The sequence below is a fragment of the Actinoplanes sp. NPDC051475 genome (assembly GCF_040689425.1).
Taxonomy (GTDB): Bacteria; Actinomycetota; Actinomycetes; order Mycobacteriales; family Micromonosporaceae; genus Actinoplanes.
Genome location: NZ_JBFAZZ010000016.1, coordinates 31,544 through 46,254 on the forward strand (window position 1 = coordinate 31,544; position 14,711 = coordinate 46,254).

At 72.2% G+C, this 14,711-nt stretch carries 13 protein-coding genes; 7 read left to right on the plus strand and 6 right to left on the minus strand.

Annotated features, from left to right (window positions below; genetic code table 11):
* Positions 1-17: 17 nt before the first annotated feature.
* On the minus strand, positions 18-2,804 hold the full coding sequence (locus AB0368_RS29060; protein ID WP_366157332.1) for a M28 family peptidase: 2,787 nt from the start codon (positions 2,802-2,804) through the stop codon (positions 18-20).
* A gap of 198 nt (positions 2,805-3,002) precedes the next feature.
* Positions 3,003-4,589 carry a GGDEF domain-containing protein gene (locus AB0368_RS29065; RefSeq protein WP_366157177.1) on the minus strand — a complete coding sequence of 529 codons (1,587 nt, stop codon included), beginning with the start codon at positions 4,587-4,589 and terminating at the stop codon, positions 3,003-3,005.
* Between the two features lie 361 nt (positions 4,590-4,950).
* On the opposite strand from AB0368_RS29065, the gene AB0368_RS29070 reads away from it, so the two are divergent.
* The 3 genes from AB0368_RS29070 to AB0368_RS29080 all read left to right on the plus strand — a co-directional run bounded on the left by AB0368_RS29070 (position 4,951) and on the right by AB0368_RS29080 (position 8,371).
* Positions 4,951-6,312 carry a S8 family serine peptidase gene (locus AB0368_RS29070; RefSeq protein ID WP_366157178.1) on the plus strand — a complete coding sequence of 454 codons (1,362 nt, stop codon included), beginning with the start codon at positions 4,951-4,953 and terminating at the stop codon, positions 6,310-6,312.
* Positions 6,313-6,481: 169 nt separating this feature from the next.
* Positions 6,482-7,912 (plus strand): PepSY domain-containing protein, encoded by a 1,431-nt coding sequence (locus AB0368_RS29075; RefSeq protein ID WP_366157179.1) that lies wholly within the window; start codon positions 6,482-6,484, stop codon positions 7,910-7,912.
* Positions 7,913-7,993: 81 nt separating this feature from the next.
* Positions 7,994-8,371 (plus strand): DUF6582 domain-containing protein, encoded by a 378-nt coding sequence (locus AB0368_RS29080; protein WP_366157180.1) that lies wholly within the window; start codon positions 7,994-7,996, stop codon positions 8,369-8,371.
* A gap of 4 nt (positions 8,372-8,375) precedes the next feature.
* Here the strand turns inward: AB0368_RS29080 and AB0368_RS29085 are convergent, their stop codons facing one another.
* Entirely contained in the window at positions 8,376-8,615 is a 240-nt protein-coding gene (locus AB0368_RS29085; protein ID WP_366157181.1) for a hypothetical protein, read from the minus strand.
* A 227-nt stretch (positions 8,616-8,842) separates the two neighbouring features.
* On the opposite strand from AB0368_RS29085, the gene AB0368_RS29090 reads away from it, so the two are divergent.
* Complete coding sequence (locus tag AB0368_RS29090; protein ID WP_366157182.1) at positions 8,843-9,400, plus strand: hypothetical protein; 558 nt, start codon at positions 8,843-8,845, stop codon at positions 9,398-9,400.
* On the opposite strand, the gene AB0368_RS29095 is transcribed toward AB0368_RS29090, so the two are convergent.
* From AB0368_RS29095 to AB0368_RS29105, 3 genes are read right to left on the minus strand one after another with little or no spacing between them, the layout of a single operon-like run.
* Positions 9,391-10,644: a VWA domain-containing protein gene (locus tag AB0368_RS29095; protein WP_366157183.1), complete on the minus strand. Its 1,254-nt coding sequence runs from the start codon at positions 10,642-10,644 to the stop codon at positions 9,391-9,393. The two genes, AB0368_RS29090 and AB0368_RS29095, sit on opposite strands and share 10 nt — an antisense overlap.
* Positions 10,645-10,669: 25 nt before the next feature.
* Entirely contained in the window at positions 10,670-11,293 is a 624-nt protein-coding gene (locus AB0368_RS29100; RefSeq protein ID WP_366157184.1) for a class F sortase, read from the minus strand.
* A gap of 1 nt (position 11,294) precedes the next feature.
* Entirely contained in the window at positions 11,295-12,446 is a 1,152-nt protein-coding gene (locus AB0368_RS29105) for a hypothetical protein (RefSeq protein ID WP_366157185.1), read from the minus strand.
* 403 nt (positions 12,447-12,849) lie between these two features.
* On the opposite strand from AB0368_RS29105, the gene AB0368_RS29110 reads away from it, so the two are divergent.
* The 3 genes from AB0368_RS29110 to AB0368_RS29120 are packed head-to-tail and all read left to right on the plus strand — an operon-like array spanning position 12,850 to position 14,709.
* Positions 12,850-14,286, plus strand: a complete 1,437-nt coding sequence (locus AB0368_RS29110; RefSeq protein WP_366157186.1) for a serine/threonine-protein kinase — start codon at positions 12,850-12,852, stop codon at positions 14,284-14,286.
* Positions 14,287-14,322: 36 nt separating this feature from the next.
* Complete coding sequence (locus tag AB0368_RS29115) at positions 14,323-14,463, plus strand: hypothetical protein (protein ID WP_366157187.1); 141 nt, start codon at positions 14,323-14,325, stop codon at positions 14,461-14,463.
* 9 nt (positions 14,464-14,472) lie between these two features.
* The gene (locus AB0368_RS29120; protein WP_366157188.1) at positions 14,473-14,709 is read left to right on the plus strand and encodes a hypothetical protein; all 237 of its coding nucleotides are present in this window, start codon (positions 14,473-14,475) and stop codon (positions 14,707-14,709) included.
* Positions 14,710-14,711 lie beyond the last annotated feature (2 nt).

Below are 14,711 nucleotides of genomic sequence, written 5' to 3' on the forward strand. Positions count from 1 at the left end.
CCGGCCACCGCCCCGCCCTAGAAGGTCAGTGCCCAGGACCGCAGGGTGCCGCTGTCGCCGGAGTACCGGTCGCGCACCCGCAGCTTCCAGGTGCCACCGGCCTTCTCCGCCGAGGCGTCGATCGTCTTGCTGAGCTTGACGTCGTCCGCCCGGTCGAAGCGGCTCGCGGCCTTGACGAGGTACGCGGTGCCGTCCGGCGCCACCAGGTGGATCTCCAGGTCGCCGCGGAAGGGGTGGGTGATGTCGACGTCCACCTCGAGGGTCGCCGGAGCGTCGCCCTCCCGCTGCACGGTGATCGGCGACTCGACCACCGACCGGTCACGGACCGGGAAGTCGGCGTCGTTGCTCACCCGGGTGCCGGCGGCCGGCCCGATCGGTGCCTGCACCCCGGTCAGCTGCCACGCGGCGTGCGCGGCCACGTCCGTGTGGGTGTCCAGCGCGGCGGCGCTGACGTTGTCGATCGTGTCGCAGTCCTTGTGGTAGCAGGGGTCGAACGGCTGCCCGGCCTTGCCGTGCCACTTCGTTGCCTGGGCCCGGCTCATCGCCGGCGCGAGGCTCAGCGTGGCGGTGCCGCCGCTGGGGATGCCGGCCGCCATGAACGAGGCGTGGTCCGAACGGCCGTCGACGCTGACGCCCTCGGACGGGACCTGCTCGGCGGCGAAGCCGTCCTCGAAGGCCTTGGTGATGAAGGCGCCCCGGGGGTCGTCGTCGTAGACGAAATATCCTGGATTGGGCGAACCGATCATGTCGAAGTTCAGGTACGCGGTCAGCTTCGCCTTCTCGGCGGCCGACAGCGACGCCACGTACGCCTTCGAGCCGACCAGTCCCTCCTCCTCCGCACCCCACCAGCCGAAGCGGATGGCCTTGTCACCCTTCGCGCCCGACTCGGCGTATGTCAGCGCAACCTCGAGGATGCCGGCGGAGCCGCTGCCGTTGTCGTTGACCCCGGGACCCTCGTCGACGCTGTCCAGGTGCGCGCCGAGCATGACCACCCGGTCCGGGTCGCCGCGCCCGGGCAGGTCGGCGATCAGGTTGAAGCCCGTCTTGCCGCCGAACGTGAACTGCTGGATCCGGGTGCTGTACCCCGCGGCGTCGAGCTTGCCCTTCACGTAGTCGAGCGACGCCCGGTACCCGGCGGTGCCGTGGGCCCGGTTGCCGCCGTTCGCCTCGGCGAGGCGAGCGAACTCCTTCAGGTGCGCCTCGACCTTGGTGCCGTCGATGTCCGGCGCCGCGACCGGCTGCCCGCTCGCCGGCGGGGTCGTCGAGGCCGACGGGACCGGCGCGGAGGCGGAGGACGAGGGCTTCGGCGCCGGCTCGGCCGGGGCCGTACAGGTGGGATCATCCTGCGCCGGGACGCTGACCGCGTCCCAGGCGGCCTTGACGGCGCTGAACTCGGCGCAGCCGTCCGGGTGCAGCTCCCGGGTGGCGTCCAGGGTCGCCTTGCGGACCTGGGAGTACGTCCAGCCCGACGTCTTGCGCAGCAGCGCGTGGTAGAAGATCTCCCCGGCGTTCCAGAGCCCGACGCCCGTGACCGTGCTGCCGTCACAGGTGGGGCTGACCGGCCCGCCGGCGGGCCGGGAACCCTCCGCGGCCAGGTAGAACCAGTGGTTCAGCGGGCCGGCCGCCGAGTGCACCTCGGTCCGCGGGATGGCCGACGACCAGCAGTTCGGATCGCCGCTCTTCGACGGGTCGAACATGGTGCGGATCGGGCCCTCGCCGACCAGGTCGACCTCCTCGCCGACGAGGTAGTCGGCCGGATCGTTCGGGTTGGCCGCGAAGTGCTCGGCGAGCGTGCCGAAGATGTCGCCGGTGCCCTCGTTGAGCCCGCCGGTCTCGTTCGACGTGCCCCGGCTGCCGCCGGGGGTGTGGCAGAAGACGCCGTGCCCCAGCTCGTGCGCCACCACGTCGACCGAGTTGACCTGGCGGGCGCCGTCGGCGGTGCGGCCGTACTTGCTCTGGTCCTGGCTCGCGTCCTCGGTGCCGGCACAGCTGTAGAACGCGTTGACGTCGGCCAGGCCGACGAACATGGCCGCGGTCCGCCCCTTGCCGTCGATGCCGTCGCGGCCGAACTTGTCCTTGAGCATGTCCCACATCGCCGCGCCGGCGTACTGGGTGTCGACCGCGCCGGTCACCGGGTCCTTGCCGGCTCCGGTGCCCCAGGTGTCGTCGGCGTCGGTGAAGCCGCGGCCGGTGGACTCGTTCACGGTCCGCATGCCGCCCCGCGCGGGGTCGCGCATCTCGAACTGGCCGCCGCTGCCGGAGGTGCCGATCTGCACCTTCCCGTTGTAGTGGCCGTTGCCGGTACCGCCGGCCACCTCGTCCCATGCGCCCACGTAGCGGCCGGTGCGCGCGTCCACGAACACGTGGGCCCGGCTCGGGCCGTCCTCCCCCCGGCCGTCCACGACGACCTCCCACACCAGCCGGCCGCCGTCCTCGGCGATCACGCCCAGCTTCGGCGTACCGCGAACGGTGCCGCGGTGCTCGCGCGTCGCCGCGGCGGTCGCCCTCCCGGCGCTCACCTGCGGCTTCGTGGAGACCTTCAGGGCCTCGGACGCCGCGGTGCTCCCCCGGACGGCACCCTGGGCGTCGGTCACCACCACGGCGTCACCGCCGACGAAGACCGGCAGGCCCCGATAGGTACGGGAGTAGCTGACGTACGTCAGGCCACGGCCGGTGGGCGTGACCCGCTCCCGGCTGTACCCGTCCTCGGAGCCCTTCTTGAAGCCCGTCGAGGTGCCGCTGACGTACTGGTCGGCGGCGGCCGTGCTGACTGCGAGGCGGTCGGAGGCGGTCGGCTCCGGCATCTCGCCGGTGTCCGAGTAGCCGGCGGTGACGATCGCCCCCGTACCCAACACGGCGAGCGTCACCCCACCGAACACCGTCGCTCGCAGCGCGCCTCTGCTCTTCCTCGCATGCTTCACGAGCGGTCCTCCCGGGGCCATATCGATCTCCGTGACGGTGGGAGTCTCGACGGGCGCGCCTTAAGGGCACCGGAAGATTCGCTATCGGAGCGGTAACGGCGGCATGCCGGATTCGATGTCGAAGACGCAGTACTGGCCCTTGCCGGCCACCTTCGCGGTGTACATGGCGGTGTCGGCGTCGCGCAGCAGCTCGTGGGGATCGGCCGCGGCCGCCGGCTGCGTGGCCACGCCGATGCTGGCGGCCACGGTCACTGTGCGGGCATCGATCTCGAACGGACAGGTCAGCGCGGTGACGAGCCGGCCGGCGAGGTTCTTGGCCTCGCCGAGGTCGCGGTGCGCGACGAGGATCGCGAACTCGTCGCCGCCGATCCGGGCGAGGAACTCACCGTTGCCCAGGGCGGCGCCCATCCGGTTCGCCGCCGCGGTCAGGAGCGCGTCACCGGTGGCATGGCCGTGGGTGTCGTTGACGTCCTTGAACCCGTCGAGGTCGACGTAGAGCATCGACAGGAAGCCGGCACAGTCGGGCCGGTCCGCGAGCGCGTCGAGGTGACGGAAGAGGCCGGAGCGGTTGGCGACCCCGGTCAGCATGTCGGTGAAGGCCAGCCGCCGCAGTTCCTCCTGCCGGCTCATCAACTTCTGCTGACTCGCCCGCAGTTCCACCTCCCGCAGGCGCAGGTTGCCGACGGTGGCCCGCAGCTCCATGGTGAGGCGGTGGTTGTCCCGCATGCCCAGCAGCTGGCGGATCACGACCACGACGACCAGAACGGTCGACAACGTGTACAGCATCGGGCCCACCGAGCCCCGCTGCACCGTGACCACGACCGACGCACCGATCGCCACGGCCAGCGGCAGGTAGGGCAGGGCGACCCAGGTCCGGCCCGTACCGACGATCTGCACGGGTCCGCAGCGCCGTTGCAGCGCCGCTGCCAGGCCGATCAGCAGGAAACCCCAGATCCAGCCGATGTCCGCGGCGCTCGCGCTGGTGTAGGTCCCGCTCTGCATCAGGTACGCGAAACCGCTGTCGGACACCGCGAGCGCGAGGTAGCCGGCACCGAGGATACCGAAGACCACCCGCTGTCCCCCTCGTACGTGGCCGAGGAGGAGGAACATCATGCTGCCCACCACGACGTCACCGGCGGGGTACGCCATCGTGACGAGCCATTCGAGGGTGTTCGCGGCCCCGGCGTCGTAGAGCGGGCCCAGGATCGTGGCCCAGCTGAGGTAGAACAGGGACCCGGTGATGAGGAGGGCGTCGAGCAGCATCCGGACCGTGCCGCGCCGCAGGTCGACGAAGGCACCGGCACCGGCGACGGTGAGCGGCACCAGGGCCAGGAAACCGGCGTCGGCGATCGAGGGGAACGGCACCTCGACGCTCTGGACGTGCTCGTACCACGTCCAGATGACCTGACCCGCGGACCAGGACAGCGCACCCAGGCCCAGCATCGCCCAGGCGCGCCGGGGCAGGCCCTGCGTCCGCCGCGCGGTCCTGGCGCACGCGATCGCGGCGTACAGGGGCGCCACCGCCTCGGCGATGTTGGCGAACAAGGCGGTCGCCGCGCTGCCGCCGGCGGTGGTGAAGAGCCACGCGGCGGCGATCAGAGCCGCTACGCCGTGGGTGACGACGAGAGCTCCGCTCGCTCCGCGGACCACGTACCTCAGCTCCCGCAACCCCTCATCCCCCCTCACTCCGGCCGGCTGGTCGGCGACGCTCGCGGTCACCGACGGTCTGCGGGTCGTGGCGACTGATCGGCACGACGGCCGCCGAGTGAAGGTTTCCGGCCGCCCCGGCTTCGCCCTCCGATGGCAATTCGGTTGTCCTCAAGGTTGCCGACGGGGTGCCGATGAAGTCGCTCACGACCCGGGCGACCACGGAGTGTCAATGAGCTTGAAGCGCGTCAGTGCATGGGTAGCGGCCGCGAGTCTGATGGTGTTGCCTGCCATCGGCGATGTGCCCGGCGGAGAAGGTGACCGGCACAGCACCGGGGGACACTGGGCCGGCTGGCTCGGTTCCGTCAGCACCGAGCCAGCCATGACACTCAGCCAGGTCCGTACCGTCATCGGCGCCGGCACAGGCACCGCGGCCGGCCTGACCGGCAAGGGCGTCGGCGTGGCACTGATCGACACCGGGGTCGCGCCGGTGGCCGGGCTGCCCGCGGCGAAGGTCGTCAACGGCCCGGACCTCTCCTTCGAGTCCCAGGCGCCGAACCTGCGTTACCTCGACACGTTCGGCCACGGCACGCATATGGCCGGGATCATCGTGGGCAACGACGCCGCCACGGGCACCAAGGGCCTCGCGCCGGACGTGAAGCTCACCTCGATCAAGGTGGGTACCGCCAACGGCGCCGTGGACGTCAGCCAGGTCATGGCCGCGGTCGACTGGGTGGTCGAGCACCGCAACGACGACCCGGCCAACCCCATCAAGGTCATCAACCTGTCGTACGGTTCCGGCGGCACGCCGAACACCTGGGACGACCCGCTCGGCTTCGCGGTCGAGAAGGCCTGGCAGGCGGGCATCCTCGTGGTCGCCGCGGCCGGCAACGACGGCAACGACTTCGGCGCCCTGGCCAACCCCGCGTCGGACGAGTTCATCCTCACGGTCGGCGCCGCGGCCACCAAGGGCACCACCGCCCTGACCGACGACACGCTGGCCACCTTCACCAACCTCCCGAAGGCCGGCAAGCAGATCAACGTCCTCGCGCCCGGGGTCTCGATCATGTCGCTGCGCGACGGCGGCTCGTACATCGACACCACCTACCCCACGGCCCGGGTCGGCGAGACCCTGTTCCGCGGCAGTGGCACGTCGCAGGCCACCGCCGTCACGTCGGCGGCCGCCGCCCTGCTGCTGCAGGCCCGGCCCACGGCCACCCCGGACCAGCTCAAGGACTGGCTGATCAAGAGCTCCGCCCGGGTCCCGAACGGCGTGGCCGCCAACCTGGGACTCCAGGAGATCAACGTGAACGCCGCCATCGCCCTCACCACGACGACGCAGAAGCCGACGTGGAACCCGTCCAACGGCTCGGGCACGCTCGACAACTCCCGCGGCTCCAGCCGGGTGGTGTTCGACACCATGCCGCTTGCGGGTCAGCGTACCGTCTGGGGACCTGTCACCACCGCGACCTGGGCCGCCCGCAGCGGCGCCGGAGATTCCTGGAGCGGGGGCAGCTGGATGGGCTTCCGCCTCGCGGGAGACGGCTGGACCGGCACGTCCTGGGCGAGCCGCACCTGGGCGGCGTCGACCTGGTCGAACAGCGCCCCCTGGACCGGAGCCGGCACGACGTGGTCCGACCCCGCATGGGCGGGCCGCTCCTGGACCGGACGCTCCTGGACGGCCGGCAGCTGGACCGGGCGGTCCTGGGCGAGCGACGACTGGTCGTCGGCGTACTGGGGCTGACCATTTCGTTCTCCCGGCCTCCCGGGGGAAGCCGCCGTGGATCACTGGGAACTCACGGCGGGTGAACGACGACTACTGGCGTGAACGGCGCCACCCCAGTGGCGCCTTCGACTGCACCCCCTGGATGCCCGGCGTTCCCGCGCCGCCGACACCCCGATGAGGACAGCCGATGGCCATCACGCCGGACCTGGTCCCCGCAGCAGCAGTGACAGCAGGACCCGAACGGCCGGCCCGCCGCCCGTCCGCGTTCGCTGCACTGCTGCTGCGGCTGCACTTCTACGCCGGGGTGCTGGTCGCCCCGTTCCTCGTGGTCGCCGCGCTGACCGGCCTGCTCTACACGGCCACCCCGCAGCTCGACGCCATGCTGTACGGCGACCGCCTCACCGTCACCGCGACCCGATCCACCGCACTCCCCCTGGCCCAGCAGATCACCGCCGCCCGCACGGCGCACCCCGGCGGCACCGTGTCGGCGGTGCAGCCGGGCGCCGGTGACGACACCACCAGGGTCGTGTTCTCCCAGCCCGAGCTCGGCGAGAACCAGCACACCGTCTACGTCAACCCGTACACCGCCGAGGTGCAGGGGCAGCTCACCACGTGGTGGGGCTCGACCCCGGTCACGACCTGGCTCGACGACCTGCACCGCAACCTGCACCTCGGCGTGGTCGGCCGCTACTACTCCGAACTCGCCGCCAGCTGGCTGTGGGTGCTCACCGCCGGTGGCCTCGTCCTGTGGTGGCGGCGGCGCCGCCGTGTCCGCCTGATGGTCGCCCCGGACCTCGCCGCGAAGAAGGGCGTACGCCGCACCCGCGGCTGGCACGCCGCCACAGGTGTGTGGCTCAGCGTCGGCCTGCTCATCCTCTCCGCGACCGGCCTCACCTGGTCCCGCCACGCCGGTGCCAGCTTCACCGCTGTGCTGGACGCCTTCGACGCGCACAGCCCGTCACTCGCCACCAGCGAGACGGCAGCGTCATCCGGAGGCCATCACGGCGGCGGCAGTGCCACCGCGGCACCGGTGGACCTCGCCCAGGCTGACACGGTGCTCAAGGTGGCGCGCGACAACGGGCTCACCGGGCCGGTCGAGCTGGCCGTACCGGAGAGCAGTCGGCAGCCGTGGACGGTTGCCGGCATCGACAACACCTGGCCGGTCGGACTCGATCGGATCGCCGTGGACCCCGCCACCCCGGCGGTCACCGCTCGTAGCGACTTTGCGGACTGGCCGCTGCTCGCCCAGGTCAGCAAGCTCGGCGTGCAGGCGCACATGGGTCGCCTGTTCGGCGTCGCCAACCAGATCCTGCTCGCCGCGCTCGCCGTCGGGCTGCTCTGCGTCATTCTGTGGGGCTACCGCATGTGGTGGCAGCGCCGGCCCACGCGTACGGACCGGCGCGCTGTGGTCGGCGCCGCGCCTGTCCGGGGCGCTTGGGTGGGTCTGCCCGGGTGGAGCATCGTCGTCGGCGTACCGGTCGTCTTCGCGGTCGGCTGGGCCATGCCACTTTTCGGCGTACCCCTCGCGGTGTTCCTCGTCGTTGACGCCTTCATCGGTGGGGTCCGGCGGTCACGGCGGCGGGCCATACCGGTCTCGCCCGCACCCGCCGGGCGGTGACACCGGGCCGCCCGGGTCTTACCACGGGCGTGGGTGGCCCGGCGCCGGCATGTCATCGCGAGCAGCGGGTATTCGCCGGTCATGGCTACCAAGACACGACGACAGCTGAGCGCCGCCGAGCGTGACGCGATGCCGGACAGCACGTTCGCGTTCCCGCGGGTCCGCAAGGAGCCGCTGCAGGACGCCCGGCACGTCCGCAACGCGATCGCCCGCTTCGATCAGGTACGCGACGTGACCGACTCCGAACGCGACGAGGCGTTCCGCCGCATCAAACGCGCCGCCGCGAAGTTCGGCGTGGACATGACGGAGTCCCGCTGGCAGGAACTCGGCAAGCCAAGCTCTCCGAACAAACCCAACAGATCGAAAGCCGACCTGTACGCCGAAGCCCGCCGGCGCGGCGTCACAGGCCGCTCATCCATGACCAAGGCAGAGCTGCAGCGCGCCCTCGACAACGGCTGACGGCTCACCGCTGGGAGTCGTCGGTGGCAGCAGCTACCCGCCGTTCCTGCCGGCGCTGGTGATCGTGGAGATCCGATTCCCAGGTGTCGTTGCGACGGTCGCGATCGCCGCACATCACGTTCCGGGCGACGAGAGAGCCGTGCTCCGCGCGAGGCGCCTCGCGGTCCAGCTCCGCCTCGCTGTCCCTGACCTCGGCCTCGATCTCACGCTGATCGAGGGCGGCGTCGCGCCAGGCGGAGGCCATGCCTGGAGAACGGTGGACGCTGAATTCCTCACGCTTCAGAGAATTGTGAAATACCGATTGCCGGGCCGATGTGAAGAATGCGTTTCCGACGCGCGACTATTTCGTCGATATCGCATTTCGGCGCCAATTGAAGATGATCAGCCGGGTCCGCCCTTGTCCCCTCCCGCCTGAATGGTGGAGCCTTTCGATATAGCTACATGTCAATGTATCCATCGAGGGGGGAAACTGTGGACACATCTGCCGGAGGGCGGCACGAGCTCCCGCGTCGCGCCGTGCTCAAGGCCGGTGCCGTCACCGCGGGCGCCATCGGGGCTGCCGCCCTGATGTCCGGGCCGGCCATGGCACAAGGCCCTGGGACCGACGCGGTGCAGTCGCAATGGCGGTGGTGCAACAGGTGCCAATGCCTTTTCTACGGCGGCGGAACCACCACGGCGTGGTGCATCGTCGGCGGGGGCCACGACTACGGGGGCAGCGGCAACTACATCGTGACTCACACGTCGGGCCCCGGGCAGGCGGGCTGGCGCTGGTGCAACAGGTGCTACTGCCTCTGGTACGGCGGCAGCACGTCGGACGGGCGCTGCCACAACGGCGGAGTGCACAACCGCAACACCAGTGGTGACTACCGGGTCTCGTACGGCACTCCCCCGTCCGGTGAGCAACCGGGCTGGCGGTGGTGCAACAGGTGCTACTGCCTGGCGTACAGCGGCAACGGCACCGGCTCCTGCCCGGCGGGCGGCGGGCACAACTTCAGTGGGAGCGGGACCTACTACCTGCCCTACGGCTGATCCGGCGGCTGATCACTGTGTACGGTGGCGCGGCCGCGCACCACCGGCGGTGCCACCGCCGCGTGCCCCCGCGCCACCGGCCCGACCACGGGCGAAGCCGTCCCGACCACAGGCGGAGCCGTCCCGACCACGGGCGAGCCCGTCCCGACCAGAGGCGGAGCCGACGTATCGTCGTGGGCCGCACCAGAGGCGCCGGCGCCGCGGGCCGAACGGGAGCCGCGGACGCCGCGGGCCGGCCGGGAGCCGCGGACGCCGTGTGCCGGCCGGGAGCCGCGAGCCGGACGGGAGCGGCGGCGGCGCAGGTAAGCGGCCGCAGCGATCAGAACGGCGACCCCGGCGACCGCAATCCACAAAATCACCGCCGTCCGCGTCAAGGCAGGGTTCCTCGCGGGCACCGGAGGCGCTGCCGCCGCCACGATCGCGTCGCCGGTCAGGGTGAGGTCGCCGGTGTCCACGCGTACGGACACCCGTGCCGGCAACGTCGGCGGGGTCGGGAGCTCGACGAGGTAGCGGCTGCCGAGCACTGTCGACACCTGGTCCAGCGCGGGAACGACCACGGGGTCGCCCGCGGGTGCGAAGAAGCCCCCGGTTTCCCCCGCCGCGGTCGACCAGTACGGGCCCGTGCTGGCGGTGCCGACCACCACCAGGATCGTGCCGCTCTGCCGGAACCGTGCGGCCAGGGCTCCGGCGTCCTCGCCGTGCGCGTCCATTCCGGTCGTGTAGAGGACGACCAGCCGCCGGCCGAGCGCCATGGCCGGGAATTGCCGCATCGCCAGCGTCAGGGCCGCGGCGGTGTCGCGGGCGCCCCGGGCGGGCACGGACGTGAGCGCCCGGAGGGTGCCGGTCGGGCCGCGTTGGGGTCCGGCGATCACCGCGGGGGGCGACGAGTCGGCGATCACGACCGCCTGGGTGGTGGGCGGGGCCTCGAGGATGAACCGGGCGGCGGCGCTCTGCCACGCCGGCAGCGTCGCGGCTCCGGCCACCGACGTGTCGACGACCAGCGCGACGGCGAGTCCGTCGGAGACCAGGGGGATCAGGTTCGCCGGCTGCGGCACGCCGTCGCGGGTCACCGTGACGCTCGGCTTACCCGGGCGGGTGCTCGCGCTCAGGTCGACGACCAGCGCCGTCCGGTCCCCGCGGACCAGGGACGCGGTGATCGGCAGAGCGACCGGGACGGCCGGGGCCGCTGCCGCGGGTGCCGCCCACGGGATCGCCGTCAGTGCCGTGAGCAGTACCGCCAGCACCGCCGGCGTACGCCCCCGGCGGGGCTCAGACCTTGTCCGCGTACACGATGACATTGTCCCGGTAGCTTCCTCGAGAGCGGTCGAAGCTTCCGCCGCAGGTGACGAGCCGGAGGGTGGCGTCGAGGCTGGGGGCGTACACGAGATCGGTCGGGAATTTGATCTTCGGCACGCGTGACACCCCCGTGACCCGGAACGTCACCGTGCTGCCATCGGCGCGGTCGACGGTGACCAGCGCGCCGGGCCGGACGGTGCCGAGGCGGGCGAAGATTCCCGGGCCGGCGTGGGAGTCGACGTGGCCCAGGATCACCGCCGGTCCGGGCTGGCCGGGGCGCGGGCCGGGCTCGAACCAGCCGGCCACGTCGGGCCGCTCGGGCACCGCGACCGATCCGTCGGATTGCAGGCCGAGCCGCTGCACCTCGCTGTCGACGTGCAGGGCCCGGATCCGCAGCCGCACCGGCCGGGCCACGGCGGCGTAGGTTCGCACCGACTGGAAGCCGTCCGCCGCCACCGGGCCCACCGGCGCCGCGCCCACCGTCGTGGCGCGCGCCGCGGGGCCGGGGCGGGTGGCGTGCGGCGGGGCGCCGGTCAGCACCGTGATCAAGACCAGCGCCAGGCATCCCAGGGTCACCGTCCGGGCGTACACGGGCATGTCAACGGTTTACCACGGCGAGCCCGCCGTAACCGGTCTGGGCGCCGCCGCGCGGCAGGCGCGCGGCGACGGTCGCGCCGAATCCGTCGGCGAGCCGGCGGGCCAAGGCGAACATGTGCTCGTACGTCTTGTCGGCGATGTCCTGGGCGCTCCGGTAGTCCCGGGCGGCGTACGCGTCGGCGTGGCCCAGCAGCATCTGGTCGTGTGTCTGCAGCGCCGCGGACAGGTCGGCCGGCGACACCCGGCCGCCGGTCGCGGGAGCCAGCACCGCGGCCATGCGCTGTTCGAACGTCCGCAACTCGGCCCGCGCCTCGTGCCTGCGGTCGGGTTTCCCGGCCGCGGTGGCGCCCGCGTACGCCACCAGCAGCTCCACGTGCGACGCCCACAGCGACTGGAACCGCCGCGCGGTGGGCGCGCCGAACAGGGTGTCGACCGCGGCCGCCAGGTCCCGCGTGTTGCCGTTGATCATCTCGGCGGACGCGTCGAAGTCCGCGGTGTTGGTGACCGCCGCGCGGGTGACGTCCTCCAGCAGCACGGCGTGCTCGGCCAGCACCTTGCCCAGCTGGGACCGCAGCCGCCAGATGGGCGTCCGCAGGGTGGCGCGGTCGCGGGCCGCCAGCAGCGCGTCGGCCAGTGTCAGGCCCAGGTCGTAGGTGTGCTGGTAGCTCTGCCGGTACAGCCGGTCGGAGGTGGCGTAGTCGTGCGCCGCGTACGCGTCGGCCTGCTTCGTCAGGTGGTCGACGTGCATGGCGACCGCCTCGCGTGCCGCCTGCGGGGACAGCCGGCCGTGTGAGGCTCCCGCGAAGAAGTCGGCGAGTTCCTCCTCGTACTCGACCAGCTCCCCGCGGGCCCGGGTCCGGGCGGCGGTGTCCTGTTCCGCCACCGCGCCCGCGTACGCGAACAGCGCCACGACGTGCTCCGACCACAGGGGCCGGAACTTCTCCCCGGTGGCGGCGCCGAAGAGCTGTCCCACCAGGGCGGTCATCGCGTCGGTGTTGCTGCCGAGCGCGGCGTTCGCGGCCTGGGCGAAGTTGTCGTCACCGCGGATCCGGCTGCGCATCAGGTCGGCCGCCAGCACCGAGTGCTGGCCGAGCAGCGCCTGGAGGCGTACGGCCTGGTCGGCCGCGGAAGCGGGTGCCGAGGCAACGGCCACGCCCGCGGGGTGAACGTGCCCGTGACCGGTATCGATCACGGGCGCCGGCCTCGATCCCACGGCGGCCGGCCCGGCCGTGAGGACCACGGCCAGCCCCGCGCACAGCATCGGGAACAGGTGCCACTGGTGACCAACTCCGTGTATCCGCATGCGCCTCGCCGCCCGTCGATCGTGCAGGAACGGCAACCCCGGACGCGAAGCACCCGGGCGGTTGCCGACGGTGATCCCGCCGCCGACCCTACGCTGGCATCGACGAAGGTCGAGTCCTCCGAGCGGAGATCGTCACCGCCCTTGTGGACCATCCGGCATCACCCGAAATCCGTGCAACGAGAGATGAAATCACCGTACGCGGGCGGGTACGGTCGAGAGGGCCGCTGACCTTCGCAACCTCTGAGGTGACGGCATGGCGCCGCAGGAACAACTGGTGGCCGGGCGGTACCGGCTGCTGCACACCCTCGCCACCGGGCGCATGGGCAAGGTATGGCTGGCCGCCGACGAGGTCCTGCACCGCCAGGTCGCGATCAGGAAGTGCGTCTCTCCCGCCGGGCTCGGCGCCGACGAGCAGGAACAGGTCCGCGAGCTGACCATGCGGGAGGCGCGCGCCTTCGCCGGGATCGGAAACCCGAACGTGGTCAGCGTCCTCGACGTGCTGCCCGACGAGGACGAGCCGTGGATCGTGATGGAGTACGTCGCGTCCCGCTCGCTGCTGCAGGTCGTCCAGGACTCCGGCCCGCTGCCGCCGGCGCGGGTCGCGGCCATCGGCCTCGCCGTGCTGCACGGGCTGACCGCGACGAGCCGTACCGGGGTGCTGCACCTCGACGTCGAGCCCGCGAGCGTCCTGATCGGCGACGGCGGGCGGATCGTGCTGTCCGACTTCGGTCCCCCCGTCACCGACGAGGGCGTCCACGCGCCGGCCCCCGCCGGAACCGTCCCCGGATCGGCGAGGTACGTCGCACCGGAACGGCTGGCCGGGGGCGATCGAACCGCGCAGGCCGATCTCTGGTCGCTGGGGGCGACGCTGTACCACGCCGTTGAGGGCCGTCCCCCGTACGCCGGGAAGCCCCTCGAGGCCATCGGCGTCGGCACGCCGGATCCGCCGGTGCGTGCGGGGCCGCTCACCGGCGTACTGGAAGGTCTGCTGCAGTGCGACCCCGCGGCCCGGCTGCTGCCCTCCGAGGTGGAGGACCGGCTCCGCCGGGTGGCCGAGCCGACGGCGCCGCCCGCGCCGCCGCCCGCCGCCACGCCCAAGCCGGCGCGCTCGCGACACGTTCGCTGGGCTGCGGCGGTCGCCGCGGCCGCCGTCATCGCGGCGGTCGGCGCGGCGACCGGAACCGCCCGGGACGGTCACCGGCCCGGCGCGCACCCCACGGTGACGGCGTCCCCGACCGCCCGCCGGGCCGTCGTGCTGCCGCCCGACTTCACGTGGTGGATCGACCCCACCGGATTCCGGGTCGCCGTCCCCCGCGGATGGCGGCACAGCCGGGAGCCCACGGGAGAGCTGACGTTCACCGCTCCCGAGGGCCGGCCGACGCTGCGCATCAGCAGGTCCGCCGTGCCACCGGACGACGGCGTCGCGGCGCTCATCGCCGAGGAGGACCGGGTGCGGCTCGGGTCGTACCGGCGGATCCGAATCGAGGCGCTGCCCGCACCGCATAGCGCGGTGTGGGAGTACACGTTCCAGAACCGGTCCGGAGGACAGCTGCGCGCTCTCCGACGCCTACAGGCCGTGCAGGATCATGGGTACGCCGTCGAGTGGCGGGCGCCGACGACGGCGTGGGCGGCCCAGTTGCCGAAGCTGACCGTGGTGCTGGACAGTTTCGGGCCCGCGGCGGGGAGATAGCGGCGTCACACCGCGCCGAGAAGGTTCTGGATGCCGGTGACGGCGGCTCCGCGGGCGTTCGGCCGCTTCCAATTCGGGTACGCCTCAGCGATGTCGGTGGCGTTGCTGCTCGTACTCGTGATCATCACCTTCGTCCAGTACCGGGTCACCCGGGCCGACACGTCCGACCTGAACTGAGGAGGAGCCATGGCCATCGACACCGCTCCCCCGGCCACCACGGTCCTGATCGACGCCGGCGGCGCCGTGCAGCCGATCACCTTCTGGCGGTACCTCTTCGACTCCCTGGTCGTGTCCACGTTGGTCATCGTCGGGCAGGTGTTCTTCTCGGCGATGGCCGCCTACGCGTTCGCCCGGCTCGAGTGGAAGCACCGGGAGAAGTGGTTCGGGTTCTTCCTCGGCGGCCTGTTCAAGGTCGCCCGATAGCT

Bases quoted from the DNA above. Each gene is read 5' to 3' on its own strand.
- AB0368_RS29085 (WP_366157181.1), bottom strand. From the start codon at position 8,615: ATGGCCTCCGCCTGGCGCGACGCCGCCCTCGATCAGCGTGAGATCGAG.
- AB0368_RS29110 (WP_366157186.1), top strand. From the start codon at position 12,850: ATGGCGCCGCAGGAACAACTGGTGGCCGGGCGGTACCGGCTGCTGCAC.
- AB0368_RS29100 (WP_366157184.1), bottom strand. From the start codon at position 11,293: ATGCCCGTGTACGCCCGGACGGTGACCCTGGGATGCCTGGCGCTGGTC.
- AB0368_RS29070 (WP_366157178.1), top strand. From the start codon at position 4,951: ATGACACTCAGCCAGGTCCGTACCGTCATCGGCGCCGGCACAGGCACC.
- AB0368_RS29075 (WP_366157179.1), top strand. From the start codon at position 6,482: ATGGCCATCACGCCGGACCTGGTCCCCGCAGCAGCAGTGACAGCAGGA.
- AB0368_RS29120 (WP_366157188.1), top strand. From the start codon at position 14,473: ATGGCCATCGACACCGCTCCCCCGGCCACCACGGTCCTGATCGACGCC.
- AB0368_RS29080 (WP_366157180.1), top strand. From the start codon at position 7,994: ATGGCTACCAAGACACGACGACAGCTGAGCGCCGCCGAGCGTGACGCG.
- AB0368_RS29060 (WP_366157332.1), bottom strand. From the start codon at position 2,804: ATGCCGGAGCCGACCGCCTCCGACCGCCTCGCAGTCAGCACGGCCGCC.